The following is a 22,941-nucleotide window of genomic DNA, read 5'->3' on the forward strand; positions in this document are numbered from 1 at the left end:
CAACGGATCTTTTTATTTTCATCAGCCTGTATACATAACCCTGGAAAACTGCGGTGACCCTGCATGGCCCTGTGATTCCTTAAATGTTACTGCTTTGATCCAGCCTGTTTTGGAACCATTTTTTACACGAATATACATCTTATTCCCAGCGATCCAGAAATTCAGAATTTTCACGCCCGTATTCTTGCGGATCACAAATGCTTTACTTCCGGAAGTGGGAGTTGTGTACGCCTGTATGTTCTTTGCCGCTGCAAAAAGTCCTGTTCTCTTGTTAGCAGCATTAAGTTTTATATATTTTCCGTAATTGGATGTACGAAGTAATGTTCCTTTCTGATATTTGTATGTAAATTCTGTTGTACAATATCCAAGAGAATATGACATAGCCTCCGTTCTTACACGAACTGTATTACCACTCAGGTAAATTTTCGCTTCATTTACCGGTCGTCCATATGTTTCATTAATGAAATTTACAACCTGAACGATTTTTCCGTTACGGTACTGATAAAGTCCGTGGAATACACTGATATCATTATCCGTACCACCTCTCAGACACAGGAAAGGTTTTCCATTAGATAATGTAATAATACGAATGGACATATCCATAAAAGCTTTATTTATTGCACAGGCTTTTGTATTATTTACATAAATATCTGCACCGTTCCAGCACCCATCATACTGACTTTTTTTCCGGACAACCTTAATCCTGTCTTTCTTTCCATCGCCGGTAATATCATACCTTGTCCAGGTTTTTCCCGGCTGAATTGTATACATCCTGGGTGCTGCCGCCTGCACTGGCAGTACGGAAAAGATCATGAGACCCATAAGAAATATACAGATACCCAGTAATTTTTTTGCTCTTCCTTTCTTCATTTTTTCTCCTCCTTTTTCTTTGCATACTCTGGCTTTTTTATATCAGTATAATAAAAAAGCACCTTTTGAATATTCTCTGTACAAAGCGGCTGTTCTCATTCCGCTCTGTCACATGGTCATAAACGTAACCAACTTATGATCTACGTTTATTTTACTATTCAACAGGTGCTTTCTGTAATATATTTTTTACTGCTTATGTGTTACTTTAAGACGTGTCATCGCTCTCGCAAGAGCCATCTGGTTCATATGATACTCCTGAATGCTCTGCTTCTGACGAAGCTGCTCTTCTGCACGCTCCTTGGCTTCCTGTGCACGGCGGATATCAATCTCCTCCGGGCTCTCTACGCTGAGGCAGAACAGCTTGGCACGGTTGTTGATCATCTCAACAAATCCGCTGCTCACCGCAAAAATATGCTCATTGCCCTCTGCATCCGCAAAACGCATCTCACCGGGAATGATAGCTTCTACGACATTCGCATGATGAGCAAGAAATCCCCGCTCACCATCCACTGCCGGAATAATGAGCTTCTGAGCACGTCCTGCATAAGCCAGTTTATTGCTGGCGTAAATTTCCAGGCCAAATGTCTCACTCATAGCCGCTCCTTACTGCCGGTTCTCCTCGGCTTTTGCTTTTGCAATTACGTCATCAATAGTTCCAACATTAAAGAATGCATTCTCAGGATAATCATCCATCTCGCCATCGATGATTGCCTTAAATCCACGGATGGTCTCTTTCAGTGGTACGTATTTACCTTTGATACCGGTGAAGTTCTCAGCTACATGGAATGGCTGGGAAAGGAACTTCTGGATCTTTCTTGCACGGAATACAGTCTGCTTATCTTCCTCTGAAAGCTCTTCCATACCGAGGATAGCAATGATATCCTGCAGTTCTTTATACTTCTGAAGAATCTCCTGTACTCTACGTGCTACTTCATAGTGTTCTTCACCGACAATATCTGCCTCCAGGATACGGGAAGTAGATTCCAGAGGATCTACAGCCGGATAAATACCCTGCTCAACGATCTTACGGGAAAGAACTGTTGTTGCATCCAGATGGGCAAATGTTGTTGCCGGAGCCGGGTCAGTTAAGTCATCGGCCGGTACATATACTGCCTGTACAGATGTAACAGATCCTTCCTTGGTAGATGCGATTCGTTCCTGCAGTTCACCCATCTCAGTTGCCAGTGTAGGCTGATATCCTACTGCGGATGGCATACGTCCAAGCAGAGCGGAAACCTCAGATCCTGCCTGTACAAAACGGAAGATATTATCAATGAAAAGAAGTACGTCTCTGTGTTCCTGATCACGGAAATACTCTGCCATGGTAAGTCCTGTCTCAGCAACACGCATACGTGCTCCGGGCGGCTCGTTCATCTGTCCGAACACTAAGGCTGTCTTCTCAAGAACACCTGATTCCTTCATCTCGGTCCAAAGGTCATTACCTTCACGGGAACGCTCACCGACACCGGTGAAAATAGAATATCCACCATGCTCGGTAGCGATATTCTGGATCAGCTCCTGGATAAGGACTGTCTTACCAACACCGGCACCACCGAACAGACCAATCTTACCACCTTTGGCATATGGTGCAAGAAGGTCGATAACTTTGATACCTGTCTCCAGGATCTCAACTGCCGGTTTCTGTTCTTCAAATGAAGGCGGATCACGATGGATGACCCAATGCTCTTCGCCCTCCAGAGATTCACCACCATCTACGGTATCTCCAAGAACGTTGAACAGACGACCAAGTGTTTTATCTCCAACCGGAACCTTGATACCGCTTCCGGTAGCTGTTACTTCTCTGTCCCGCTGCAGGCCCTCACTGGCTCCCAGCATGATGCAGCGTACGATATTATTTCCAAGGTGCTGGGACACCTCCATAACGCATCTCTTACCGTTGTTCTCAACTTCAAGCGCATCCTTGATATTCGGAAGCTGTCCGTCTTCAAAAACAACGTCTACAACAGGTCCCATAACCTGTACAATCTTACCTTTATTCATAGTCATCACTTCCTTTTTTGTGCTTTAGCACCGCTGATAACCTCTGTGATCTCCTGCGTGATCGCAGCCTGACGTGCACGGTTGTACTGAATGGAAAGATCCTTCAGCATCGCCTTCGCATTATCTGTAGAGGACTGCATTGCTGTCATTCTCGCATTGTTCTCACTGGCATATGCCTCTACAAGACATCCATAGATCACACCTGTAAGGTAGTTCGGGATCATGGTATCCAGAAGTACATCCGCAGATGGAGATAACACGATCTCCTCCTGGTAAATGTCTGCCGGAACCTGACCAACTTTAAAATCAGCTTTTTTCAGCGGTAAAAGCTGCATATTCACATTCTCCATCGCCATTGCATTCTGCATCTGTGTATAGACAATGTGAATTTCATCCAGCTCTCTTTCCAGAAATGCCCGTACGATCTCTTCTGTGATAAGACGCGCTCTGTGCATGGTCGGCTTCTGTACTGTATACTGAAAACTGCCGTCCATATCCACATCTCTCTTGCCGAAATACTGACGTCCTACCATACCCAGAACATACAGTTTATGATGTCCCGGTACCTCTTCCATGAAATCTTCTGTCATTTTCTGTACATTATGATTGTATGCACCAGCCATACCTTTATCACCTGTAATGACAATGGTACCTACCTTTCTCTCTTCCTTTGGAACAAGATGACGCTCACTGAAGAAAGGATGCTGGATATCCGGCATATGACGGAGGATTCTGGCAATGGCAGCCTGCATATTATAGAAATATGGTTCTGTATCCTGCAGAATCTTCTTCGCCTTCTGCATCTTGGAAGAAGAAATCATGTACATCGCATTGGTGATCTTCATGGTGTCCTGAATGCTTTTCATACGAGTCTGTATTTCTTTTGCATTTGCCATATCAACACCTACCTGCTCTTATCTCTGAATTCTTCTGCCGCCTTTATGATTTTCTCTACAAGCTCATCAGAGAGCTGTTTTGTAGTTTCGATCTCTTTGCCGATCTCTGGATATACATTATCAAAATACTCCAGAAGGTCTTTCTGGTATTTCTTGATCTCTTTCTTTTCTACGTCGACCATCAGCTTGTGAGTTGCAACACAGAGAGTAATTACCTGCTGATGAAGACTTAACGGACTGCAAAGAGGCTGTTTCAGAAGTTCCATCAGACAGCTTCCGTATTTCAGCTGTGCAGTTGTAGCCTCATCCAGATCAGAACTGAACTGGGTAAATACTTCCATTTCTCTGTACTGTGCCAGATCGATACGTACGCTACCGGAAGCTTTCTTCATAGCCTTGGTCTGTGCCGCACCACCAACACGGGATACAGAAAGACCAACATTGACTGCCGGACGCATACCTGAGAAGAACAGATCACTTTCCAGGAAAATCTGACCATCTGTGATGGAAATTACGTTTGTAGGAATATATGCAGATACATCACCGGCCTGAGTCTCAATGATCGGAAGTGCTGTGATGGATCCGCCACCTGCCTCTTCACTCAGACGGCTGGAACGCTCCAGAAGTCTGGAATGGAGGTAGAATACGTCACCAGGATAAGCTTCACGTCCCGGAGAACGCTCAAGCAGAAGTGACAGCGCACGGTATGCCACTGCATGCTTGGAAAGATCATCATATACGATCAGTACATCTTTACCCTGATACATGAAATACTCTGCAAGAGCAGTACCAGCATAAGGAGCAATATACTGAAGCGGTGCACAGTCGCTGGCTGTTGCGGAGAATACGGTTGTATACTCCATTGCACCGTATTTTTCAAGATTGGAAACTACCTTTGCAACGGTAGAAGCTTTCTGTCCGATGGCAACATAGATACAGATCACATTCTTACCTTTCTGGTTGATGATCGTATCGGTTGCGATGGATGTTTTACCTGTCTGTCTGTCGCCGATGATCAGCTCTCGCTGTCCACGGCCGATCGGGAACATGGAATCAATAGAAAGGATTCCCGTTTCCAGAGGTACAGTTACAGACTTACGGTCGATGATTCCAGGAGCCGGATTCTCGATCGGGCGGTATTCCTCTGCCTGGATCTCTCCCTTTCCATCAATAGGCTCACCAAGTGCGTTCACGATTCTTCCGATAAATTTATCCCCTACCGGAATACCTGCCTGCTTGCCAGTTCTGGCAACCTTGGTGCCTTCCTTGATTCCTGTATCCTTTCCGAAAAGAATACATCCCATGCTGTTGGCACGGACATCTTGTACCATACCTTTCAGACCATTCTCGAAGGTCACGACCTCACCGTACATGGCATGATCGATGCCATAAACAGTTGCGATACCATCTCCCACGGAGATGACAGTGCCTACTTCCTGGTCCTTGCTGATTTCGTCATAGTTCTTTATTTCTTCCTTGAGAATCGAAATGATTTCATCTGGATTTATTGCACCCAATTCAATTTCACCTCCGGGTTAATTTCTGTTTCAGTTTCTTATAACGTCCGATGAGGCTCCAGTCGTACTCACGATCTCCTGCCCTGAGAACAAATCCACCTACAAGGCTTTTATCCTCTGTAAGGGTAAGTTCCACTTCTCTGGCAGAAAACTGGCTACGGAGAAACTCCTTCATCTTATTTTCCTGCTCTTCGGCAGGACGTGTTACATAAAGAAGCTCTGCCTTGAGAATTCCTTTCTGTTCCCGGCTGTAAGCATCATAAGCTTCAAGGATCTCTCCGATTCTGTCAATCTTCTGATACTTACACGTTACTTTAAGAAAACTCTTCATTTCCTGCGGAAAAACCCGCTCTATTACCTGTTCTTTTTCTTTGAGGGAAACAAGTGGATTTTCAAGCATCTTACCTATCTCAGGTGTATTCTTAAAAATCCTTCCTGTTTCGCAGATTGCCTCCCCCGGGACAGAAAGACCGTATAATGCTTTTGCATAATTAATGGACGTCTCTGTCATGAGGATCACCTGCTCCTTCTAAAAACTGGTCATATAGGGACATATCCTGTGCTTCGTCGTTCTTTTTTCCCATGATTCTGGATGCTGCATCCATAGCCAGCTCGGCAACCTTGCCTTCCATCGCTTTCATAGCAGCCTCCTGCTCAGTGCTGATATCTCTTCTTGCTTTCTCAAGAATCTGACCAGCCTGATCATTGGCTCTCTTCACGATGCTGTCTGCCTGTACTTTTGCCTCGTCCTTAGCCTGCTCTACAATACTGAAGGATTCTTCCTTCGCAGATTTCAGTGCATCCTCATACTGTCCTTTCAGCTGGTTTGCTTCAGCGGTTGTCTTCTCAGCTGAAGCAAACTGTTCGTCGATCATGGCTTTTCTCTTTTCCATGACAGCAATGATCGGTCCGAAAAGGAACTTTTTCATTAAAAGATAAAGAACGATCAGGTTTATAATAGTAAAGACAAGGTTGATATCAATTTTAATCACCTGGTCCACCTGCCTCTCTTAATCCTGAATTTATTGTCTCGTCTTTACCTATTAGCCAAGCATGATGATGATCAGAAGACCAATTACGAAACCGTAAATAGCTGTTGCCTCTGCAAGAGCACATCCAAGAAGAAGTGCTTTACTGATCTTGCTCTCTGCCTCAGGCTGTCTTGCGATAGCTTCTACTGCTTTGGATGTTGCGAGACCGATACCAATACCTGCTCCGATACCTGTAAGAACTGCGATAGCTGCACCAATTGCGATTAACATAGTTTTTTCCTCCTGTAAAATACAATTTTTTTCATTTTTGAATCAAGCGGATGTTCCGCTTCACTACTCAATTGCTTCCTTGATAAACAAGGATGTTAAGAATACAAATACATATGCCTGTATGAATCCGTCGAAGAAATCAAAATACAGACTGAATGGTATGGGAAGAATAGCCGGACAAACAAACTCCAGCAGTTTCATAACTACGAAACTTCCCAGAACATTACCAAACAACCGCATGCAGAGAGATGTAGGTCTGATCGCGATTTCCAGAATATTGATTGGAAGCATGATCGGAACCGGCTCCGCAAAGCTTTTCAGGAAACCTTTCAGTCCCTTTTTGTGAAAGCCTGCATATTCGATCAGAATAATGCTCATCAGCGCCAGCGCAATGGTCACGTTCATGTCCTTCGTTGGTGGTGTAAAACCAAACACGCCTGCGATATTGGCTATTCCGATGTAAATTACGGTTGACATCAAATAAGGCACATACTGTTTGCCTTCTTCTCCAAGGATACCCATGAAGAAATCCTGAAGAAAACTTACCCCGGATTCCAGAAGCAACTGCTTCTTACCCGGATTTTCAACACTGAGATTCCGAACTAAGATCAGAGACAGAATCACAAGAACCGCCATGATGACCCATGTGACTACCACACATTCTGCAATTGGTATTCCACCAAACACCGGAATGGTAAAGGCTGTCTTGCTGTTTAGCTCTTCTGCCAGTGTACTTGATAAATCTCCCGTTTTTCTCCCTCCTTTTCTCTTGGCGCTGATCGCATCTTTTTATAATTGGTATGACCACGCCTTGTAGTTGACTTTATTTTACTCCGCATTTCCAGAATGTCAATATTATTTTTGCCTGTTTTGCATAAAAATGTATCTATTTTTTGTGCAAAATAGACAATTCATTTTGACTGATCCTCATCCGGCTTCCTGCGTACGGAAACTTCTCCATAGGAAAGCAGGGTTTCTGAACCATCCTGTTCTCTTACAACAAGCCTTCCATCCGGTGCTATAGCCTCGGCATAAGCCTCCCTTGTACGCGCTCCGTCTGTGATCACGATCATATTTCCAGGAATGATATTATTTTCTGTATATTCTCTGGAAAGTCCCGGAGTTTCTACTTCCATAAGAAGCTGATTGGCAATCTCCGCCACAAGAATACTGCAGTTCACATGTTCTGCAGCCTCCCTGCTTCCAAACAGTGCACCTGCCGTTTCCTGTATCTCTTCCGGAAATCCGTCTTCCGGTACATACAGATTCAATCCGATTCCAACAACCGCAAACTCGATGTTTCCACTTTCAAAGTCTGTAACAGCCTCAGTCAGTATTCCACACACTTTCCTGTCGTGAAGATACAGGTCATTGACCCACTTGATCCCAAGGTCAATCCCGCAGATTTTCTTCACAGCACGGCACACTGCAGTTGCTGCCGCTGTCGTGATCAAAAGGCCTTCCTTCAGAGTCCGGTCTGGTCTTAGAACGATACTCATATAAAGTCCTGCATTTTCAGGGGAATAAAAACTTCTGCCTCTGCGGCCTCTTCCGCTTTTCTGCCTGCGCGCCAGTATCAGTGCGCCATGGCCTGCTTCTCCTGAAAATGCAGCCTCCTTGGCTGCCCGGTTTGTAGAATCCAGTTCTCTGTATATTTTTACAGGGACATCCGGATGATCGAGGTAAAGCCGTATTCCTTCTTCTGATAAACGGCTGCCGCCTCGAAGTACATAGCCTTTGTTTGGTCCCGCTTCTATGGTATATCCCTCTTCCCGAAGGGATTTCACAGCTTTCCAGATGGCTGCCCTTGTGCAGTTCAGTTCTGCTGCTGCCGCTTCTCCGGATATCAGTTCATTCTCGTGCTGCTCCAGAAGCTTCAGCATTCTTGCTTTTACAGTCATATCTTCACCGTCCATAATCTGCCTGAAATGGCAAAATTTGTTCCCTTCCAAGAGACGAAAGCATTATAGCACTTAAACATCGCGATGTCTATTATCTTTTTTACATATGCTGTCTATATTATTTTTATATTTCAGATATGTTTATTATATAATTTTTCTCATTTTTGTCTGTTTTCATTAATTTTTTTGGGAATTATTTCTGCAGAAAACGTACAGATTCAGGAATAAATCTTCCTGAATCTGTAGTATACGCAGATTTTCTTTGGTATAGATTTATCATTTGTAATTAGAAAGACTTTTCTCAAGAAATTCCCGGTACCTGCCGCGTACATCATCTGGTGACGCGATTACCGCATCCGGGCCAAGACTGGCTATCCAGCCAAAAAACTGATCACTGACGTTTACACGGACCAGCGTTTTGAAATGTTCATGATCCTTCCTCTGGATCATAATGTCCCTGCCAAACCGGTCCAGTACAACTCCGACCAGACGGTTATGCGCTTCCAGACATATGGTTTCTTCTTTACCGCCAAACATCCCAAAGGTTCTGGATGTCAGCTCTCCCGCATCATAATTCTCAAAAAGCTCCCTGCCGCTGCGGGCTGCCTCCTCAAGGCGGATCTGCATGATCTTGTCTACCCGGTAGTGCTTCACTCTGCCACACTTCTCATCACAGGCGACCAGATAATAATTCTCATTCTGCCACACAAGTCCCCAGGGACTGACACGGTACCGTTCTCCATTCTTCTTCAGCCGCAGCTCCTTCTCCACTGTCCATTCGCAGTACTGAAACGAAATCTGCTGATCCTCGGTAAGTGCTCTCTGAATCTCATCAATACTGTAATACACACTCTCATTCATAGTCCGCACACGGTTCTGCACAAAAACCTGGCGACGCAGCTGTCTGGCCTCATGGACACTCGCAAGGCTCTCCAGCTTCCCGATCAGCTGGCGGGACTTCCCACTGGTAATAAATCTGGACGACTGTACCGCATCTACCAGAAGTTTCAGTTCCGGAAGCTCAAATTTCCGGCTGGCCAGATAAAAACCTGCCGGCTGTTCTCTGCGGTTGAGAATGTCCATTCCAAAATTCCGTAATGTTTCAATGTCATCGTATACGGTTTTGCGCTCTGCGCTGATTCCCAGGCTGTTCAGATAAATGATCAGTTCCTTCACAGACATCGGATGTTCTTCATCTGTCCGTTCCAGAAAAACACGCATCAGATATAAAATTTTTATTTTCTGGTTAAAAACCCTGGGCATTCCGACTCCTCCGTTCTATTTATCTGTCAGTGAGGCAACCACTGCAAAGTATAATACCATGAATGCGAGCACAACAGCAATGATATCCGCTCCCTTAAAATCAAAATTAAGGATCATCGCGCCACCGATCATGATCTCTATTGTCAGAAGTGCTCCCAGAATCATAGCCATTCCGGAAGAAAGCTTCTGCTTCCCGGTGTGTCTGTGCTCTGTCTCCACGTATCTTCCCTCTGCCAGTGCAACCTTCCTGCTGTTCTCTGTATTCCACATAAGATCCATCCTCCCTGTTATATGTTCATTCACGATTTATCGAACATATTTTCCAAACATATTTTCTGTATGTTGGTATTATAGCGCATTATAAGTCCGATAAAACGGTATAAACATGGTTTTTCCGAACATTTGTTTATTTTGCACAAAAATATGTTCGATTTTACAGCAAGAAAAAAGTCTGCCAATAACAGCAGACCTTTCATACACATTTCTTTTCTATGGAAACAGGATTACATCATTCCGGCAAATACCGATGCGCCTACAACAGTAAGCAAACCGGCCACTGCAATAGCAAGACTGCTCATAGCACCTTCCACAGGACCAAGCTCCATGGCTTTGGCTGTTCCGATGGCATGGGCGGAAGTCCCAAGTCCAAGTCCTCTTGCGATCGGCTCCTCGATCTTTGCAATCTTATACACAACCTCTGCGATCATATTTCCAAGAACTCCTGTGATAATGATCACGGCAACTGTGATCGTCACAATGCCGCCAAGTTCCTCGGAAACACCCATTCCGATAGCTGTTGTGATGGACTTCGGGAGCATAGTGACATATTCCTGATGGTTGAAACCAAACAGTTTGGAGATAAGCAGAATACTGCAAAGTCCTGCCAGGGTTCCGGAAATAATTCCAGCTGCTACTGCCTTGAGATTCTTTTTCAGCAGATGGATCTGCTCATAAAGAGGTACTGCCAGGCATACGGTTGCCGGTGTCAGAAGATAACTGATGTATTTTCCACCTTCGTTATAATCATTGTAATCAATGTGGAATATCAGAAGAACACCAATGACACAGATGATTGAAATCAAAAGGGGATTGAAAATCGCCATTTTAAATTTCTTTTTCAGGATAAGACCAATCTCATAGGCAATCAGACTTATCATCGCTCCGAAAAATGCGGAGTTTTTTATGAATTCCATCATTTTTCAGTTCCTCTCTTTCCTTTTCGGATTACTCCCTGTGTCACTTTTCCTGTTACGACCATTACAACCACCGTGCTGATAAACGTCATGATGAGAACCGGTACACAGATCGGTTTCAGAGAACTCCAGGCTGTAATCAGCCCCGCACCTGCCGGCACAAACATCACCGGCATAATCTCAACCAGAAAATCTGCCGCACCTTTTACCTGATCCAGTTTCAGAATACCTGTGAGCAGTGCCACCAGCATAATCACCAGACCATAAACACTGGCCGGTACCGGAAGTGGGAGAAAAGTTTTCAGTAATTCTCCAATGACGGAAATCAGCAGGATGATGCTGAACTGCTGCACGTACTTCATGTTACATCCCTCCTGATTCATTTCAAACGGACATTGCAAAAGTGGTCTTACCACTTTTTGTTTTAAACGTTTTCTTATTATACGCTCCAAATCTTAAATTACAAGGATTGTTTCCCATAAAGTACAAAAAAGCTACAGTATAATCTTTTCTATCTGATACTGTCCGTCCTCCACGGTCATTACCGCCATAGTGACCTCTCCTCCAAAACGACTTCTTCCACAGCTTCCCGGATTCAGCCACAGACGGCCATCTACGTACTTTTCAAAGTACTTATGGGTGTGCCCGAAAATTACAACCTGCGTGTCTCCCAGATCCCATGCCACATCTTTTTTGTTATGAACCATAAAAAATTTCACTCCGGCGATGGTAAAGCTTAAACTGGTACGCAGGTTTTCTGCCCAGTCTTTGTCATTATTTCCACGAACCACATAAAGGTTTCCCATAGAACGCAGCACGTCCAGAATCTCATCCTTATTCACATCTCCCGCATGAAGAATGTATTTACAGTCTTTCAAAATTTCCAGCACCTCCGGGCGCAGAAGGCCATGGGTATCTGAGATAATCCCAATTTTTTCTTTCATATCTTCCTCCGTCAGAATAATTCTATCTTTCCATACTCTCCGTCAAATCCTGGTTTCCGTATAACTTCTCCGGCACGAAGGCGACGAATTCCCTCCGCCAGGGAAGCCCCGCCCACAGTCCGGATATCTTCACAGGGTACCTTACGCAGAATTTCAAATTCGGCACCCAGTTTTCCAAGAAGCATTTCATACTGTCCCTGAACTTTTTTGCTTGCTGTGGAAAATCCCACACAGGCGGAAATCACCTCCGGTAAAGGCACAAGGCTTTCATAGGGTCGTCCACTTTCCGGCATGGCAGCCGCACCTTCATCTCTGTCCGAAAGCTGCAGAATTCTGTGATCCACTCCCATGGTCAGTTTCTTTCCACAGACCGGACAGATTCCATTATATTTTTCGGCTTCCCGTGGACTTAAACAGACACCACATTTTCTGTGTCCGTCGTAATGATACTTTCCTTCCTCCGGAAAAAACTCAATAGTTCCCTCAAGCCCTTCCCCCTTCTGGACAGCATTCCACAGACCTTCGTAAGAAAGTTCCATATCCAGAAGATCTGCCTCTCTTCCCAGTTTGGATGGTGAATGGGCATCTGAATGAGATACCAGCTGATAACCGTCCAGTGCCGAAATCTGCCAGTTCATCACCGGATCTGAAGATAATCCCGTCTCCAGCGCATGAATATACGGTGTCAGATCCCCGAAGCACTCTTCTATGGTATCAAAACCGGATTTTGCCCCGAACAGAGAAAAATGTGGCGTCCAGATATGCGCCGGAATATACATGCCTTCCTCACTGACTTCCAGCATGATTTCCAGAAGATCGTGGCAGGGCAGCCCCAGAATAGGCCGGCCATCGGAATGGATATTTCCGATTTTTTCAAGCCTTGCGGCAAAAGCATCTGCTTCATGGAATCCGGGAAGCAGGATCAGGCTGTGTACCTTTCTGGTTTTTCCGTCTTTTTTATAGATAGAACTGATTTCTCCTGACAACACAAATCTGGGGACGTTTCCCGGATACTGCAAGGCTTCGGGGAGAACATACTCCTCTTTCAGCCGAAAGAGGCCCTGCTCCGCCGGAATCAGCTTTTCTTTTAATTCCTGCCTCCAGAGCGGATGTGTCATATCTCCTGTTCCAATCAGTGTAATTCCCTTTTTTCTGGCCCAGAGATCCAACATCTCCATCGTCCCGTCTTTACTTGTTGCCATGGAAAATCTGGAATGGATGTGTAAATCTGCAATCTGCTTCAAAATTTTTCCTCCTGTAGTAAAGCATTCCTACCTGTATTATAATTTCCCACCGGCGGCATGTACATCCTGTTTTCCATTTTCCTGTTATGAAAAAATTCCCATAAAAAAAGAATCCCCTCAAAAGGGATTCTCTTTTTCTTCAAAAACTGCCTTGATTTCCTCTGCCACTTCCTGAAGTTTCTGAGCACGGTGTCCCAGAATACGGACAGCCAGATCTCCGTGGACCAGCTGTGTCACGCCACCGTCACACTCCTTCTCAGCTTCCAGAATTTCCCAGATTTTCTCCTGCATATCGCCTGCCGGACCACTTAAGAATATGTTTGCCATATGCGTACACCCCTCATACATTCCCAGGCACTTCATGTCCATTATTTCCGGAATATAACGCGTGTTATCCCGGTAAACCAGCCGGTTTTCCCGTCGGATATTCACTCTGGACGCAAATTTCCGATACCGGAACTGCTCATCAGATGCCTTTCTTCCGCAGGAAATAATTTCCAGCAGAAACAACCTGGCACTTTCGTCTGCCAGATCAATTTCCATGGTACTGTCAAAGGCAGACTGGGCATAAGGAATCACAGGCTGTGGATAATAATAAAAAACAGCGTTTTTCTCCACCTGAGCCTTTACGTGACGGACAGCCTCTCCTTCTTTCATCTTATGAACCTTATCAAAAGACTGGGACAAAAATTCCATGTCTGTACCTTCTGCCACAGAAAAATCAAACTCCTGTCTGTCTCCTTCCATAATCCCCGCAGAAGCACACAGTGGCATTACCGAGATTCCTCCGTTTTTCTTTGGAAAGGGATTCATAATCTTATAAGGTGCGGTAAAAGCAACATCTTCTATTATCGTCTTTCCATTTCTTAATCCGGTACGCAGAGAAAGCCTGGAAAGTTTTCCAAATTTATTCTCAGACAAAAATTATCCCGCCTTTCTTACAGACCTTCCAGCAATACATTCTTTTTGATCCATTCCACAACTGTATCCACGTTCTCATCTCCGCGGATATTGGTAAACACAAAAGGTCTTTCCCCTCTCATTTTTCTGGAATCCCGTTCCATAACTTCAAGACTTGCACCAACATAAGGTGCAAGATCAATCTTGTTAATCACCAGAAGATCTGATCTGGTAATACCCGGTCCTCCTTTTCTCGGAATCTTATCTCCTTCTGCCACATCAATAACAAAAATCGTCGCATCGACAAGCTCCGGGCTGAACGTTGCAGAAAGATTGTCTCCACCACTCTCAATAAAGAGCAGCTGAATGTCAGGAAAGCGTTCCATCATTTCATCCACAGCCTCAAGATTCATGGATGCATCCTCACGGATGGCAGTATGAGGGCATCCTCCGGTTTCAACACCGATGATACGTTCTACCGGAAGTACACTGTTTTTTGCAAGAAACTGGGCATCCTCCTTGGTGTAGATATCGTTTGTAATAACACCAATGCTGTAGTCCTTTGCCATTTTTCTGGATAAGGCTTCAATCAACGCTGTTTTTCCGGAACCAACCGGTCCGGCAACACCGATTTTTACATATGACATAAAAAAATCTCCTCTCTGTTTACGACATATAAAGTCTGGAGTAAAGCTTCTCATGCTGAATTCCGCGAATATCAAATCCAGGTGCGGACAGGCAGAGATCGTCCTCCGTACAGTCCATAATATAGGACAGTATTTCTTCGAATTCCTCATAGCACCCGCAGAGAAGTGTCTGTCCCGCACTCTGACTCAGCGGGATAGTCTTTACACAGTTGGTCACCATTGCAGATGTCTGGGCATAAAGATAGTGATAAAGAGTCTCTTCCTCTTCAATACCAAGAGCGGCACAAAATACCCCATATGCACAGCAGTGGCTTACCGGTTTTCCCTTTCGGGTTTCCAGATATTTTTCAAAAACTTCTCTCTTTTCCATAGGAATTTTTTCCTGTGGAAGTTTGCAGACCGTTTTCGTAAAGCGGGAACCCATTTTTCTGGATGCCTCTCTCTGTTCCATGGGAATTCTGGATGCACCCAGGATTTCTTCCAGTATATCCAGCGCATCCACATCTTCTTTCAGTGCATATTCATAAGCCAGTCTTACACCCAGAAGATCTGTGCAGGCCAGATTCAGTTTCAGTTTTTTGCTGATATATTCTGCCGCCGTTTTTTCATCATGGACCCTTCCCTGCTGAATATACGTCTCCAGTCCCTGGGAATGGGAATAACCTCCGATTGGAAAAAGAGCATCATTTACCTGCAGAAGAAAAAAACGGCGGATTTCTTTCTTTTTATCCATACAGATTCCTCAATGATGATGATTGTGGACAGCTGCTGAGATTCTCCGGTCAAAGTCCAGTTTCACAGTCTTTTTCTCTGCTTTTACACCATGAATCTTTTCCAGCATAACCATCATCGGTTCATTATAGATTGTAATAAATGTGTTTTCCTGGTCTCCCCAGAAAAGCGGTGCATGGCGGTTTCCGATCTCATAGCAGACTTTTGCCACATATTTTTCATGTCCCGGTTCCAGAGATACTTCGATTACCTCACAGGGCGGTGTATTCACAGCAATTATCGCTCCATCCTCTTCACCGATCACATCATCCTGAAAAAGTCCTCTTGTAAGCACGGAATCATCCAGGCGAATCCCTATTTCACGGTCTTTGTCCGTAATCTTTCTGTGAATTTTCTTGAACGCTTCATGCCACTCAATATCCACATATTCCACCGTTTTTCCGGTCAGATCAAAATCCTTTAATTTTCCCAGAATTTTTTCACAAAGCATATATTTTCTCCTCTGTTTTTACCATACTCCAAGAAGCATCATTACGCCCGGTATCCAGGCTGTAACCACTCCTTCAAACACCTGAAGCCCCGGAACAAATTTTCCAAGTTTTTTGCCCATGATGTCCTCCACAAAGGCTGTTCCCCAGAGAATTGCCCAGAGATACCAGATTCCTGCCCAGCGAAGATCCGGTGTAATTCCAAGAACCTCGCTGCCCAAAAATCCCTCAATGGTTCCAAATACAACTGCATTGACAGCTACAAATGTGGAAAACCAGGCAAAAGGAACCGGATTCAGTTTCAGAATTTTTGAAAAAGCGACAAACAGGTAGGTAAAGCAGAACAGAAGTCCTGTTCCCGCCGCATAGTAATTTCCCTGTACAAGGTTTACAAAGTTAATAAACAGAGACAGTCCGCCTGTAAAAATATTCATAACTGCAGCGGATTTTCCATCTACATTATATAAGGTACACATTCCGTTATTGATCAGAACAATTCCTACAAATAAAAGGCATACTCCTAACATCTGTTTTCCTCCCTATGGTAAAGTCTGTCCGTCCGGAAACAGTCTCCGGAGACCTTTACGCGTCCCGGAAGACTGCAGTCCGAACGAATATTAACTGCTATGTCTTTTAGAACAGATTGTAGAGCTGTGTAAGCGGAAGTTTCTCGGCAGGTTTGGATGTAATGGCCTCTCCGTCTACCGTTACTTCATAAGTTTCAGGATCTACGGTAATTTCCGGTGTACGGTTGTTGAATACCATATCCTTCTTGGCAATGTTTCTGCATCCTTTTACAGGCACGACTGTTTTTTCCAGACCATAAGCCTCCTTAATGCCCGCCTCATATGCAGCCTGAGAAACAAAAGTAAGGCATGCCTCGTTCTTTGCTTTTCCATGAGCAGCAAACATTGGCTGATACATAACCGGCTGTGTAGTTGGAATGGACGCATTGGCATCGCCCATCTTGGAAGCGATGATCATTCCGCCTTTGATGATGATATCCGGCTTTACACCGAAAAATGCAGGATTCCACAGAACAAGGTCTGCAAGTTTTCCTTCCTCAACAGATCCTACATAACTGGAAATTCCATGCGTAATGGCTGGATTGATGGTATATTTTGCAATATAGCGTTTTACACGGAAATTGTCATTTCCTTTTCCTTCGTCTTCCGGAAGGGCCCCCCGCTCATCTTTCATTTTGCTGGCTGTCTGCCAGGTACGTGTGATAACTTCTCCTACACGTCCCATTGCCTGGGAATCGGAACTCATCATACTGAAAATTCCCATGTCGTGAAGAACGTCTTCCGCTGCAATGGTCTCAGGACGGATACGGGAGTCTGCAAAAGCCACGTCCTCCGGAATTTTTTTGTCCAGATGGTGGCATACCATCAGCATGTCCAGATGCTCGTCCAGCGTATTTACCGTATACGGCATGGTCGGGTTTGTAGAAGATGGCAAAACATTTCCTGCGGCAGCAGCACGGATAATGTCCGGTGCATGTCCGCCGCCGGCACCCTCTGTATGGTAAGTATGGATGGTTCTTCCACCGATGGCAGCAAGAGTATCTTCCACACATCCACCCTCATTTAAGGTATCTGTATGAATAGCAACCTGCACGTCATACTCATCCGCAACATTCAGGCAATGGTCAATTACTGCCGGTGTTGCTCCCCAGTCTTCATGGATCTTCAGTCCCATGGCACCGGCTTTTACCTGTTCGATCAGTGGAGCCTCATCGGAGCAGTTTCCTTTTCCGAGGAAACCAAGATTCATCGGATATTCCTCGGCAGCTTTCAGCATCATCTTAAGATTCCACGGTCCCGGAGTACAGGTTGTTGCATTTGTTCCATCTGCAGGACCGGTTCCGCCTCCGATCATGGTTGTGACACCGCTGTACAGGGCACAGTCAATCTGCTGCGGACTGATGAAATGAATGTGGGTATCAATACCACCGGCTGTGACAATCATACCTTCTCCTGCCAGTGCTTCTGTGGAAGCTCCTACCGTCATTCCGGGAGTCACACCATCCATGATATCCGGGTTTCCCGCTTTTCCGACTCCGACAATTTTTCCGTCTTTGATTCCGATATCGGCTTTGACAATTCCTGTGGCATCCACAATCAGAGCATTGGTAATCACAAGATCCAGATCTCCGTCACGGCTGCATGTTTTTACCGACTGACCCATTCCGTCACGAATGGTTTTTCCTCCGCCGAATTTCACCTCGTCTCCATATGTGGTGTAATCTTTTTCGACCTCGATTACAAGACTGGTATCTGCAAGTCTTACCTTGTCGCCAACTGTAGGGCCGTACATCATTGCATATTTTTCACCGGAAATTTTTACGCTCATTTGTGTCCCTCCTTATAAGAATCCCTTTAATGCTGCCTTTTCCATGGAGGCTTTCTTAGTGTCCTCTGCTGCCCTTGCTCTTGTCAGGTCATTCAGACCAAATACGCGTTTTCTGCCGCCCATCTCTGTCAGCTGTACCTCTTTTTCTTCACCCGGTTCAAAACGTACCGATGTACCGGACGGAATATCCAGATGATATCCATAAGCGGCCTCACGGTCAAAAGAGAGGCATTTGTTTACTTCAAAAAAATGGAAATGAGAACCTACCTGTACAGGACGGTCGCCTTTGTTGGCAACCAGAATTTTTGTGGTCTTTTTCCCTTCGTTTAGTGTAATTTCTCTGTCTGCGGGAATGATTTCACCAATTTTCATGTCAATTCCTCCTTACTGAATCGGATTGTGTACAGTCACAAGCTTTGTTCCGTCAGGAAATGTTGCTTCCACCTGCACTTCGCCAAGCATATCTGCCACGCCTTCCATCACCTCGTCCTTTGTGAGGATCTTGGTTCCAAGCTGCATCAGTTCCACGACTGTTTTGCCGTCACGTGCAAGCTCCAGAAGCTCTGAGCTTATATAAGCCAGCGCTTCCACATAATTCAGTTTCAGTCCGCGTTCCTTCCTCTCCTTTGCCAGATTTCCGGCCATATGGAGCATGAGTTTTTCCTGTTCCTTCGGGGTAAGTCTCATCGTTTCTTCCTCCTTTTTGCCTGTCATTGGTTAGTTCTGACTAATTTAGTCCAAATAAAAAACGCAGGCAAAGGAATTTATAGACTCCTTTGTCTGCGTTAATGAGTGGATTATATATGATTTTTTTGTGGAAGTCAAGCTGCCTGTGGAAAATTATCCATTTCATCTCTTCTGCTTCATCAGTTCACGCAAAGCTGCCAGAAAAATATCCAGCTCTTCATCTGTGCATTTGTTCATCAGCAGGTTGATTTCATTTACACGTTTTGCATGATCGGTAGACTGCGTTTCCATAAGCATGGCATCCATGGAAAAACTCAGTACATCCGCAAGGGAAAACAGTACGTCTACGGAAGGTTTCCTGTGTTCACTTTCGATGTGTTTCATATGCGTGGGACTGATATTGATCGCTTCTGCCAGCTGCTCCTGTGTCATCTTATTGTCCATTCTCGCCTGTCGGATCGTATCTCCTAATAATCCGTCCTTCATTTGTATTCCAACTCCTTTTTTGAAAAGGATACGTGGATAATTGAAGGTTGGAAATCATCTTTAAGAGATTTATTATTCCCCCAGAGAGATCTGTTTATTATCTGTCATCTACGATTTTCCGCTGCGCGGATCTGTACCAGAATAATAATTTCAAGTATTGGCATTGCAACTGCTGCAATGAGAATAAGCGGATTTGTGGATAATCCAAGAGTTTTCTGAATCCAGTCTGCTAGCGGCCGGATCATTGACTGCGTCAGGGATGAGGAAGCCCGGTAACCATAGCTGTACCCCAGGCCAGCCTCTTCAAACAGCTGTTCTATGTAAGATGAGAAATCATTTCCATATCCATACATACCATTGGTAATTCCACGGGCCGTTGCCGCAAGCGCCAGAGACCAGATAAGGGTCAGCAGTTTCCGGAAAGCAAGGAATCCCAGTCCAACCATGGAATAGATATAAGTTGAAATACCGTTTCTTCCCCCTTTAGCTGCTTTCGACAGATCTTCTACCGTTTTTCCCAGTGTTCCATAATAAGCCAGTGTAATCAGAACCACCACTAAACAGCCAATGGCCCAGCCGATCGCAATTCCCGTATCATAAGCCGCCCACGCAATTGCACCTCCCACTGTAACCGCCAAGCCAAGAAGTGTAATTCCTACAATTTTTATTATCATAATGACAAACACCATTGTAAATCCGGCGGAACTGGGGCTGTTGGTTTTTACGGAACTGTACGCCATCCAGATTCCGGCGCAGGTCAGAATACTGAAAATGCTGAAAAATATCTTGAATATGGAAAATCCGGAAAAAATATCATATACCAGAAGCAGCGAATACAAAATCGCAAATGCCAGAAACAGATTTCCGCCAATCACAGCCAAACCGTTTCCAGTGCCCTGTACAGCAACTGAACCACTGTTTCTGTACGTCCTTATCTGGCGCTGTCTCATCCAGCCCGGCTGTTCTGTCTTTCCCCAGAAAATGCTGTAAAACGTGTCACTCTCCTCAAGAAACATCAGAACAACACCCAGTATTATCAACATATCCAGAGAAGGGGAAAAGCTTGTAATTCCTATGGAATATCTGTAAAAAAACAGTATTCTGAATATGGAAATCCACTGTGTTAGCAATGAAAGAACTATGGAAGATCCTGTCATAATAAAAATTTTGGAGGAATTTTCCTGAAGATACTCTTCCTCCAGAAACAGGGCGCCGGCAACTGCAGCTCCCGCAACCAGCTCTATAATATTCCATCCAGAAAAATAATATCCCATACTCAGCTGCACCAGACAGAGCAAAATTCTTCCAACTGTACTGGAAACGCCGTAAATAATTACATACATCCACTCTCTGTGATATGCATAAACAATAACCATTCCTGTTGCAAATGCCTCCAGAAGCTGCAAAAGCCAGGAAAACGGAAAATAAATTCCTGCTGCATAAGTAATCCAGGTAAGCTGAAATGGAAGAATTGCAATAAGAAGTGCAATAATATTCAGGCTGGTCAGATTCTTTGCTCTTTGTTTTTCATTTGTTGTATCCATACAATCTCTTCTTTCTTTTTCATACATTCTGTCTTCATCAGGAAGATTAAAAATTTTCTCTCTGACCCTTAATCAGATATCCTTATAATAGGATGGCGAAATTACATCATACTCTCTGCAGGAACAGCCATTTTCATAACTGTCACAACAGTCACAGTTAGAACAATACATGTGGGCATCACTGATATAGAATAATCCGCCATACTGCATGGACGTCCGCTGATTTTTGGATTTCTTTTTGCTGTTATCATAGTACGCTCCGTTGGGGATCATCATGTTCTCCGGGGAAAAACCGCTGAAGTCAAAGAAATGGGATTCTGTTCCATGATGAGGTACCTTGATACACCAGTAATGCTCATGAAGCGGAATCTTTCCATCGTAGTTCTCTACAATCATCTTCATATACTGTGGCTGTACGTCACCGGTAAACAGAAGGTTCAGTTCACCATCGCTGGTATTCTGGAATGCCAGGCTGATCTTATGACGGAACTGCCGCAGGGAATGCCCCTGTTTTTCCGCACTTTCCAGAAGTGCCTGAAATTCTTCTGTCGCCTGTAATTCACGGAATTTCTTTTCCAGCTTTTCCGGTCTGAGACGGCGCATTTTTTCTTTTTCAACATCTTCCAAAGCTTTCTCTTCGCTGTCAAACTCCAATTTTATCTGCGTATGCTCCGCAGAAGATTCTCCGTTCTCCTGCTGTTCTGTAACTTTCTCCTCATCCTCGTCTGCCGATGAAAGTCCGGCTTCTTTTTTATCTTCTGTCATGGACAGAAACAGCTCTCTCACTTCCTCCGCAATGTTCACAAGCTCTGTCATCGCGTTTTCGTGATTCTCGATCAGGGAATTAAATACCTCCTCAGTCTCCCGGCTGACTTCACTGACATCCGGCCAGAGTGCTGTATACTTTCCCTCAAACTCAGAGCCTCTGGATAACAGGTCGATCTTTACTTTTCTGGCGCAAAGGGCTTCTGCCAGGGCAAAAAGGCTCACACGTCTTCCCGGAAGGCTGGCTTTTTTTGTCACATCCGCAAGGAGCAGAAGTGCCAGTGTGTATTTCATTTCCGGACCGGAAAACACATCAGGAAGATAGATTTTTTCAAATTCGTAGGCATCTCTCCGATAACGCATCATATAAAGAAGTCCGGAAACATGATCCGGATGAAAATGTGTCAGAAGAAGATTTTTTTTGCGGATGGTGGTAAGGTCTGAGATGATCACGTCAAAAACTTCTCTGCGCGGCCGTCCTTCGATCTTGCTGTTGGCTGCCCCGAAATCCACAAGCAGGCTGCTTTTTCTGTCACGAATGCAGAAACAGTCCCCGAATCCTACATTGTACATTCGTATTCTCATTTGTTTTTCCTCTCTCAGAACCAGATCTGCATATCATACCAGGTTGCTCCGCCGTGGCAGGAATCTGCAACGCCCAGTTTCTTCAGTCCGTGGCTCTCATAGAATGGAATCATATGCTCCTTACAGGTAAGGATCAGGGCTTTTTTTCCACGCTCTTTCGCAAGGTTCTTGAAGTATTCCACAAGTTCTCCGGCGATTCCCTGATGACGGTATTCTGGGATCACGTTCAGTCCGAATACGGTCTGGATCTCTCCGTCTTTTTTGTGAAGAGTGATATCATGATAAAATTCGTCCGGAAGTACCGGTTTATCTGTGGTTCCTCCGTTGATAAATCCTACGATCTGATCGTTCTTTACCGCTACTACAAAGTTCTCCGGGAATGCTCCCATACGGTTCACAACGTCCTCATGGCTTGCTGCTTCCGCAGGTGGGAAACAGATTGCCTCGATTTCTGCCAGACGGTCTGCCTCCTTTGGATCTGCCAGTCTGATCTGTAAATTTTCTGCCATTTTTTGTGGTCTCCTCTATATTATTTATTCCGTTTTCATTCGGTTTTGGTTCTTTTTTAATTATATCGGGTGAGGGAAAATGCGTCAACGTGTAACATACAAAAAAGCCCTCAGTATTCGCACTACTGAGGACTTCGTTCTTTTGTTTTTAT

General features: G+C 44.7%; 27 protein-coding genes and 1 pseudogene. All 28 read right to left on the minus strand.

Annotation, left to right across the window (positions count from 1 at the left end; translation table 11 throughout):
* Positions 1-21: 21 nt before the first annotated feature.
* Entirely contained in the window at positions 22-870 is an 849-nt protein-coding gene (locus GPK88_RS02455) for a hypothetical protein (protein WP_118169535.1), read from the minus strand.
* A 186-nt stretch (positions 871-1,056) separates the two neighbouring features.
* Positions 1,057-1,464: an ATP synthase F1 subunit epsilon gene (atpC, locus tag GPK88_RS02460; protein ID WP_021977343.1), complete on the minus strand. Its 408-nt coding sequence runs from the start codon at positions 1,462-1,464 to the stop codon at positions 1,057-1,059.
* 9 nt (positions 1,465-1,473) lie between these two features.
* Complete coding sequence (gene atpD / locus GPK88_RS02465; RefSeq protein ID WP_021977342.1) at positions 1,474-2,871, minus strand: F0F1 ATP synthase subunit beta; 1,398 nt, start codon at positions 2,869-2,871, stop codon at positions 1,474-1,476.
* A 5-nt stretch (positions 2,872-2,876) separates the two neighbouring features.
* On the minus strand, positions 2,877-3,767 hold the full coding sequence (atpG, locus tag GPK88_RS02470) for an ATP synthase F1 subunit gamma (protein WP_021977341.1): 891 nt from the start codon (positions 3,765-3,767) through the stop codon (positions 2,877-2,879).
* Between the two features lie 8 nt (positions 3,768-3,775).
* A complete protein-coding gene (atpA, locus tag GPK88_RS02475) occupies positions 3,776-5,284 on the minus strand; it encodes a F0F1 ATP synthase subunit alpha (protein ID WP_021977340.1) in 1,509 nt (502 codons plus the stop codon).
* 7 nt (positions 5,285-5,291) lie between these two features.
* Entirely contained in the window at positions 5,292-5,795 is a 504-nt protein-coding gene (atpH, locus tag GPK88_RS02480) for an ATP synthase F1 subunit delta (RefSeq protein ID WP_015525579.1), read from the minus strand.
* Entirely contained in the window at positions 5,776-6,276 is a 501-nt protein-coding gene (gene atpF, locus GPK88_RS02485; RefSeq protein ID WP_295272265.1) for a F0F1 ATP synthase subunit B, read from the minus strand. The genes atpH and atpF overlap by 20 nt, the downstream gene beginning before the upstream one ends.
* Before the next feature lie 51 nt (positions 6,277-6,327).
* Complete coding sequence (gene atpE / locus GPK88_RS02490) at positions 6,328-6,546, minus strand: ATP synthase F0 subunit C (protein ID WP_021652814.1); 219 nt, start codon at positions 6,544-6,546, stop codon at positions 6,328-6,330.
* A gap of 63 nt (positions 6,547-6,609) precedes the next feature.
* Entirely contained in the window at positions 6,610-7,275 is a 666-nt protein-coding gene (locus GPK88_RS02495; RefSeq protein WP_148446002.1) for a F0F1 ATP synthase subunit A, read from the minus strand.
* A gap of 182 nt (positions 7,276-7,457) precedes the next feature.
* A complete protein-coding gene (locus GPK88_RS02500) occupies positions 7,458-8,462 on the minus strand; it encodes a biotin--[acetyl-CoA-carboxylase] ligase (protein WP_330384911.1) in 1,005 nt (334 codons plus the stop codon).
* A 261-nt stretch (positions 8,463-8,723) separates the two neighbouring features.
* Complete coding sequence (locus GPK88_RS02505; RefSeq protein WP_148446004.1) at positions 8,724-9,710, minus strand: helix-turn-helix transcriptional regulator; 987 nt, start codon at positions 9,708-9,710, stop codon at positions 8,724-8,726.
* A 15-nt stretch (positions 9,711-9,725) separates the two neighbouring features.
* The gene (locus GPK88_RS02510) at positions 9,726-9,980 is read right to left on the minus strand and encodes a hypothetical protein (RefSeq protein WP_148446006.1); all 255 of its coding nucleotides are present in this window, start codon (positions 9,978-9,980) and stop codon (positions 9,726-9,728) included.
* Positions 9,981-10,213: 233 nt separating this feature from the next.
* Positions 10,214-10,906 (minus strand): LrgB family protein, encoded by a 693-nt coding sequence (locus tag GPK88_RS02515; RefSeq protein WP_173762373.1) that lies wholly within the window; start codon positions 10,904-10,906, stop codon positions 10,214-10,216.
* Positions 10,903-11,265, minus strand: a complete 363-nt coding sequence (locus GPK88_RS02520) for a CidA/LrgA family protein (protein WP_148446008.1) — start codon at positions 11,263-11,265, stop codon at positions 10,903-10,905. The genes GPK88_RS02515 and GPK88_RS02520 overlap by 4 nt, the downstream gene beginning before the upstream one ends.
* 132 nt (positions 11,266-11,397) lie before the next feature.
* Positions 11,398-11,847, minus strand: a complete 450-nt coding sequence (locus GPK88_RS02525) for a metallophosphoesterase family protein (protein WP_148446010.1) — start codon at positions 11,845-11,847, stop codon at positions 11,398-11,400.
* Between the two features lie 14 nt (positions 11,848-11,861).
* Positions 11,862-13,049, minus strand: a pseudogene (locus GPK88_RS02530) (endonuclease Q family protein); the annotation flags it as partial.
* 159 nt (positions 13,050-13,208) lie between these two features.
* Positions 13,209-14,012 carry an urease accessory protein UreD gene (locus GPK88_RS02535; RefSeq protein ID WP_173762374.1) on the minus strand — a complete coding sequence of 268 codons (804 nt, stop codon included), beginning with the start codon at positions 14,010-14,012 and terminating at the stop codon, positions 13,209-13,211.
* Positions 14,013-14,029: 17 nt separating this feature from the next.
* A complete protein-coding gene (ureG, locus tag GPK88_RS02540) occupies positions 14,030-14,638 on the minus strand; it encodes an urease accessory protein UreG (protein ID WP_173762375.1) in 609 nt (202 codons plus the stop codon).
* Between the two features lie 19 nt (positions 14,639-14,657).
* The gene (locus GPK88_RS02545; RefSeq protein WP_173762376.1) at positions 14,658-15,371 is read right to left on the minus strand and encodes an urease accessory protein UreF; all 714 of its coding nucleotides are present in this window, start codon (positions 15,369-15,371) and stop codon (positions 14,658-14,660) included.
* A gap of 9 nt (positions 15,372-15,380) precedes the next feature.
* A complete protein-coding gene (locus tag GPK88_RS02550; protein ID WP_173762377.1) occupies positions 15,381-15,860 on the minus strand; it encodes an urease accessory protein UreE in 480 nt (159 codons plus the stop codon).
* A gap of 18 nt (positions 15,861-15,878) precedes the next feature.
* Positions 15,879-16,385 (minus strand): AmiS/UreI family transporter, encoded by a 507-nt coding sequence (locus GPK88_RS02555; RefSeq protein WP_148446020.1) that lies wholly within the window; start codon positions 16,383-16,385, stop codon positions 15,879-15,881.
* A 106-nt stretch (positions 16,386-16,491) separates the two neighbouring features.
* Positions 16,492-18,213 carry an urease subunit beta gene (gene ureB / locus GPK88_RS02560; RefSeq protein ID WP_148446022.1) on the minus strand — a complete coding sequence of 574 codons (1,722 nt, stop codon included), beginning with the start codon at positions 18,211-18,213 and terminating at the stop codon, positions 16,492-16,494.
* 12 nt (positions 18,214-18,225) lie between these two features.
* Positions 18,226-18,585, minus strand: a complete 360-nt coding sequence (gene ureB, locus GPK88_RS18770; protein ID WP_148446024.1) for an urease subunit beta — start codon at positions 18,583-18,585, stop codon at positions 18,226-18,228.
* A 12-nt stretch (positions 18,586-18,597) separates the two neighbouring features.
* Positions 18,598-18,900 (minus strand): urease subunit gamma, encoded by a 303-nt coding sequence (gene ureA, locus GPK88_RS18775; protein WP_148446026.1) that lies wholly within the window; start codon positions 18,898-18,900, stop codon positions 18,598-18,600.
* Positions 18,901-19,062: 162 nt separating this feature from the next.
* Complete coding sequence (locus GPK88_RS02570) at positions 19,063-19,386, minus strand: helix-turn-helix domain-containing protein (protein WP_148446028.1); 324 nt, start codon at positions 19,384-19,386, stop codon at positions 19,063-19,065.
* A 104-nt stretch (positions 19,387-19,490) separates the two neighbouring features.
* Entirely contained in the window at positions 19,491-20,930 is a 1,440-nt protein-coding gene (locus GPK88_RS02575) for a hypothetical protein (protein WP_173762921.1), read from the minus strand.
* A gap of 72 nt (positions 20,931-21,002) precedes the next feature.
* Complete coding sequence (locus GPK88_RS02580; RefSeq protein ID WP_243278937.1) at positions 21,003-22,280, minus strand: MBL fold metallo-hydrolase; 1,278 nt, start codon at positions 22,278-22,280, stop codon at positions 21,003-21,005.
* Between the two features lie 14 nt (positions 22,281-22,294).
* Entirely contained in the window at positions 22,295-22,789 is a 495-nt protein-coding gene (locus GPK88_RS02585; RefSeq protein WP_173722330.1) for a GNAT family N-acetyltransferase, read from the minus strand.
* Positions 22,790-22,941 lie beyond the last annotated feature (152 nt).

It is taken from the genome of Blautia sp. MCC269 (genome assembly GCF_018785655.1).
In the GTDB taxonomy this organism is placed as follows: domain Bacteria; phylum Bacillota; class Clostridia; order Lachnospirales; family Lachnospiraceae; genus Blautia_A.

Excerpts from the sequence above, each read along its gene's own strand:
- atpD (WP_021977342.1), bottom strand. The coding sequence starts at position 2,871 with ATGAATAAAGGTAAGATTGTACAGGTTATGGGACCTGTTGTAGACGTT.
- GPK88_RS02555 (WP_148446020.1), bottom strand. The coding sequence starts at position 16,385 with ATGTTAGGAGTATGCCTTTTATTTGTAGGAATTGTTCTGATCAATAAC.
- ureA (WP_148446026.1), bottom strand. The coding sequence starts at position 18,900 with ATGAGACTTACCCCGAAGGAACAGGAAAAACTCATGCTCCATATGGCC.
- GPK88_RS02455 (WP_118169535.1), bottom strand. The coding sequence starts at position 870 with ATGAAGAAAGGAAGAGCAAAAAAATTACTGGGTATCTGTATATTTCTT.
- GPK88_RS02500 (WP_330384911.1), bottom strand. The coding sequence starts at position 8,462 with ATGGACGGTGAAGATATGACTGTAAAAGCAAGAATGCTGAAGCTTCTG.
- ureB (WP_148446024.1), bottom strand. The coding sequence starts at position 18,585 with ATGAAAATTGGTGAAATCATTCCCGCAGACAGAGAAATTACACTAAAC.
- GPK88_RS02520 (WP_148446008.1), bottom strand. The coding sequence starts at position 11,265 with ATGAAGTACGTGCAGCAGTTCAGCATCATCCTGCTGATTTCCGTCATT.
- ureG (WP_173762375.1), bottom strand. The coding sequence starts at position 14,638 with ATGTCATATGTAAAAATCGGTGTTGCCGGACCGGTTGGTTCCGGAAAA.
- GPK88_RS02585 (WP_173722330.1), bottom strand. The coding sequence starts at position 22,789 with ATGGCAGAAAATTTACAGATCAGACTGGCAGATCCAAAGGAGGCAGAC.
- GPK88_RS02510 (WP_148446006.1), bottom strand. The coding sequence starts at position 9,980 with ATGTGGAATACAGAGAACAGCAGGAAGGTTGCACTGGCAGAGGGAAGA.
- GPK88_RS02515 (WP_173762373.1), bottom strand. The coding sequence starts at position 10,906 with ATGATGGAATTCATAAAAAACTCCGCATTTTTCGGAGCGATGATAAGT.
- atpE (WP_021652814.1), bottom strand. The coding sequence starts at position 6,546 with ATGTTAATCGCAATTGGTGCAGCTATCGCAGTTCTTACAGGTATCGGA.
- GPK88_RS02545 (WP_173762376.1), bottom strand. The coding sequence starts at position 15,371 with ATGGATAAAAAGAAAGAAATCCGCCGTTTTTTTCTTCTGCAGGTAAAT.
- GPK88_RS02570 (WP_148446028.1), bottom strand. The coding sequence starts at position 19,386 with ATGAAGGACGGATTATTAGGAGATACGATCCGACAGGCGAGAATGGAC.
- GPK88_RS02580 (WP_243278937.1), bottom strand. The coding sequence starts at position 22,280 with ATGAGAATACGAATGTACAATGTAGGATTCGGGGACTGTTTCTGCATT.
- atpH (WP_015525579.1), bottom strand. The coding sequence starts at position 5,795 with ATGACAGAGACGTCCATTAATTATGCAAAAGCATTATACGGTCTTTCT.
- GPK88_RS02550 (WP_173762377.1), bottom strand. The coding sequence starts at position 15,860 with ATGCTTTGTGAAAAAATTCTGGGAAAATTAAAGGATTTTGATCTGACC.
- GPK88_RS02505 (WP_148446004.1), bottom strand. The coding sequence starts at position 9,710 with ATGCCCAGGGTTTTTAACCAGAAAATAAAAATTTTATATCTGATGCGT.
- atpC (WP_021977343.1), bottom strand. The coding sequence starts at position 1,464 with ATGAGTGAGACATTTGGCCTGGAAATTTACGCCAGCAATAAACTGGCT.
- GPK88_RS02525 (WP_148446010.1), bottom strand. The coding sequence starts at position 11,847 with ATGAAAGAAAAAATTGGGATTATCTCAGATACCCATGGCCTTCTGCGC.
- atpG (WP_021977341.1), bottom strand. The coding sequence starts at position 3,767 with ATGGCAAATGCAAAAGAAATACAGACTCGTATGAAAAGCATTCAGGAC.
- GPK88_RS02575 (WP_173762921.1), bottom strand. The coding sequence starts at position 20,930 with ATGGATACAACAAATGAAAAACAAAGAGCAAAGAATCTGACCAGCCTG.
- ureB (WP_148446022.1), bottom strand. The coding sequence starts at position 18,213 with ATGAGCGTAAAAATTTCCGGTGAAAAATATGCAATGATGTACGGCCCT.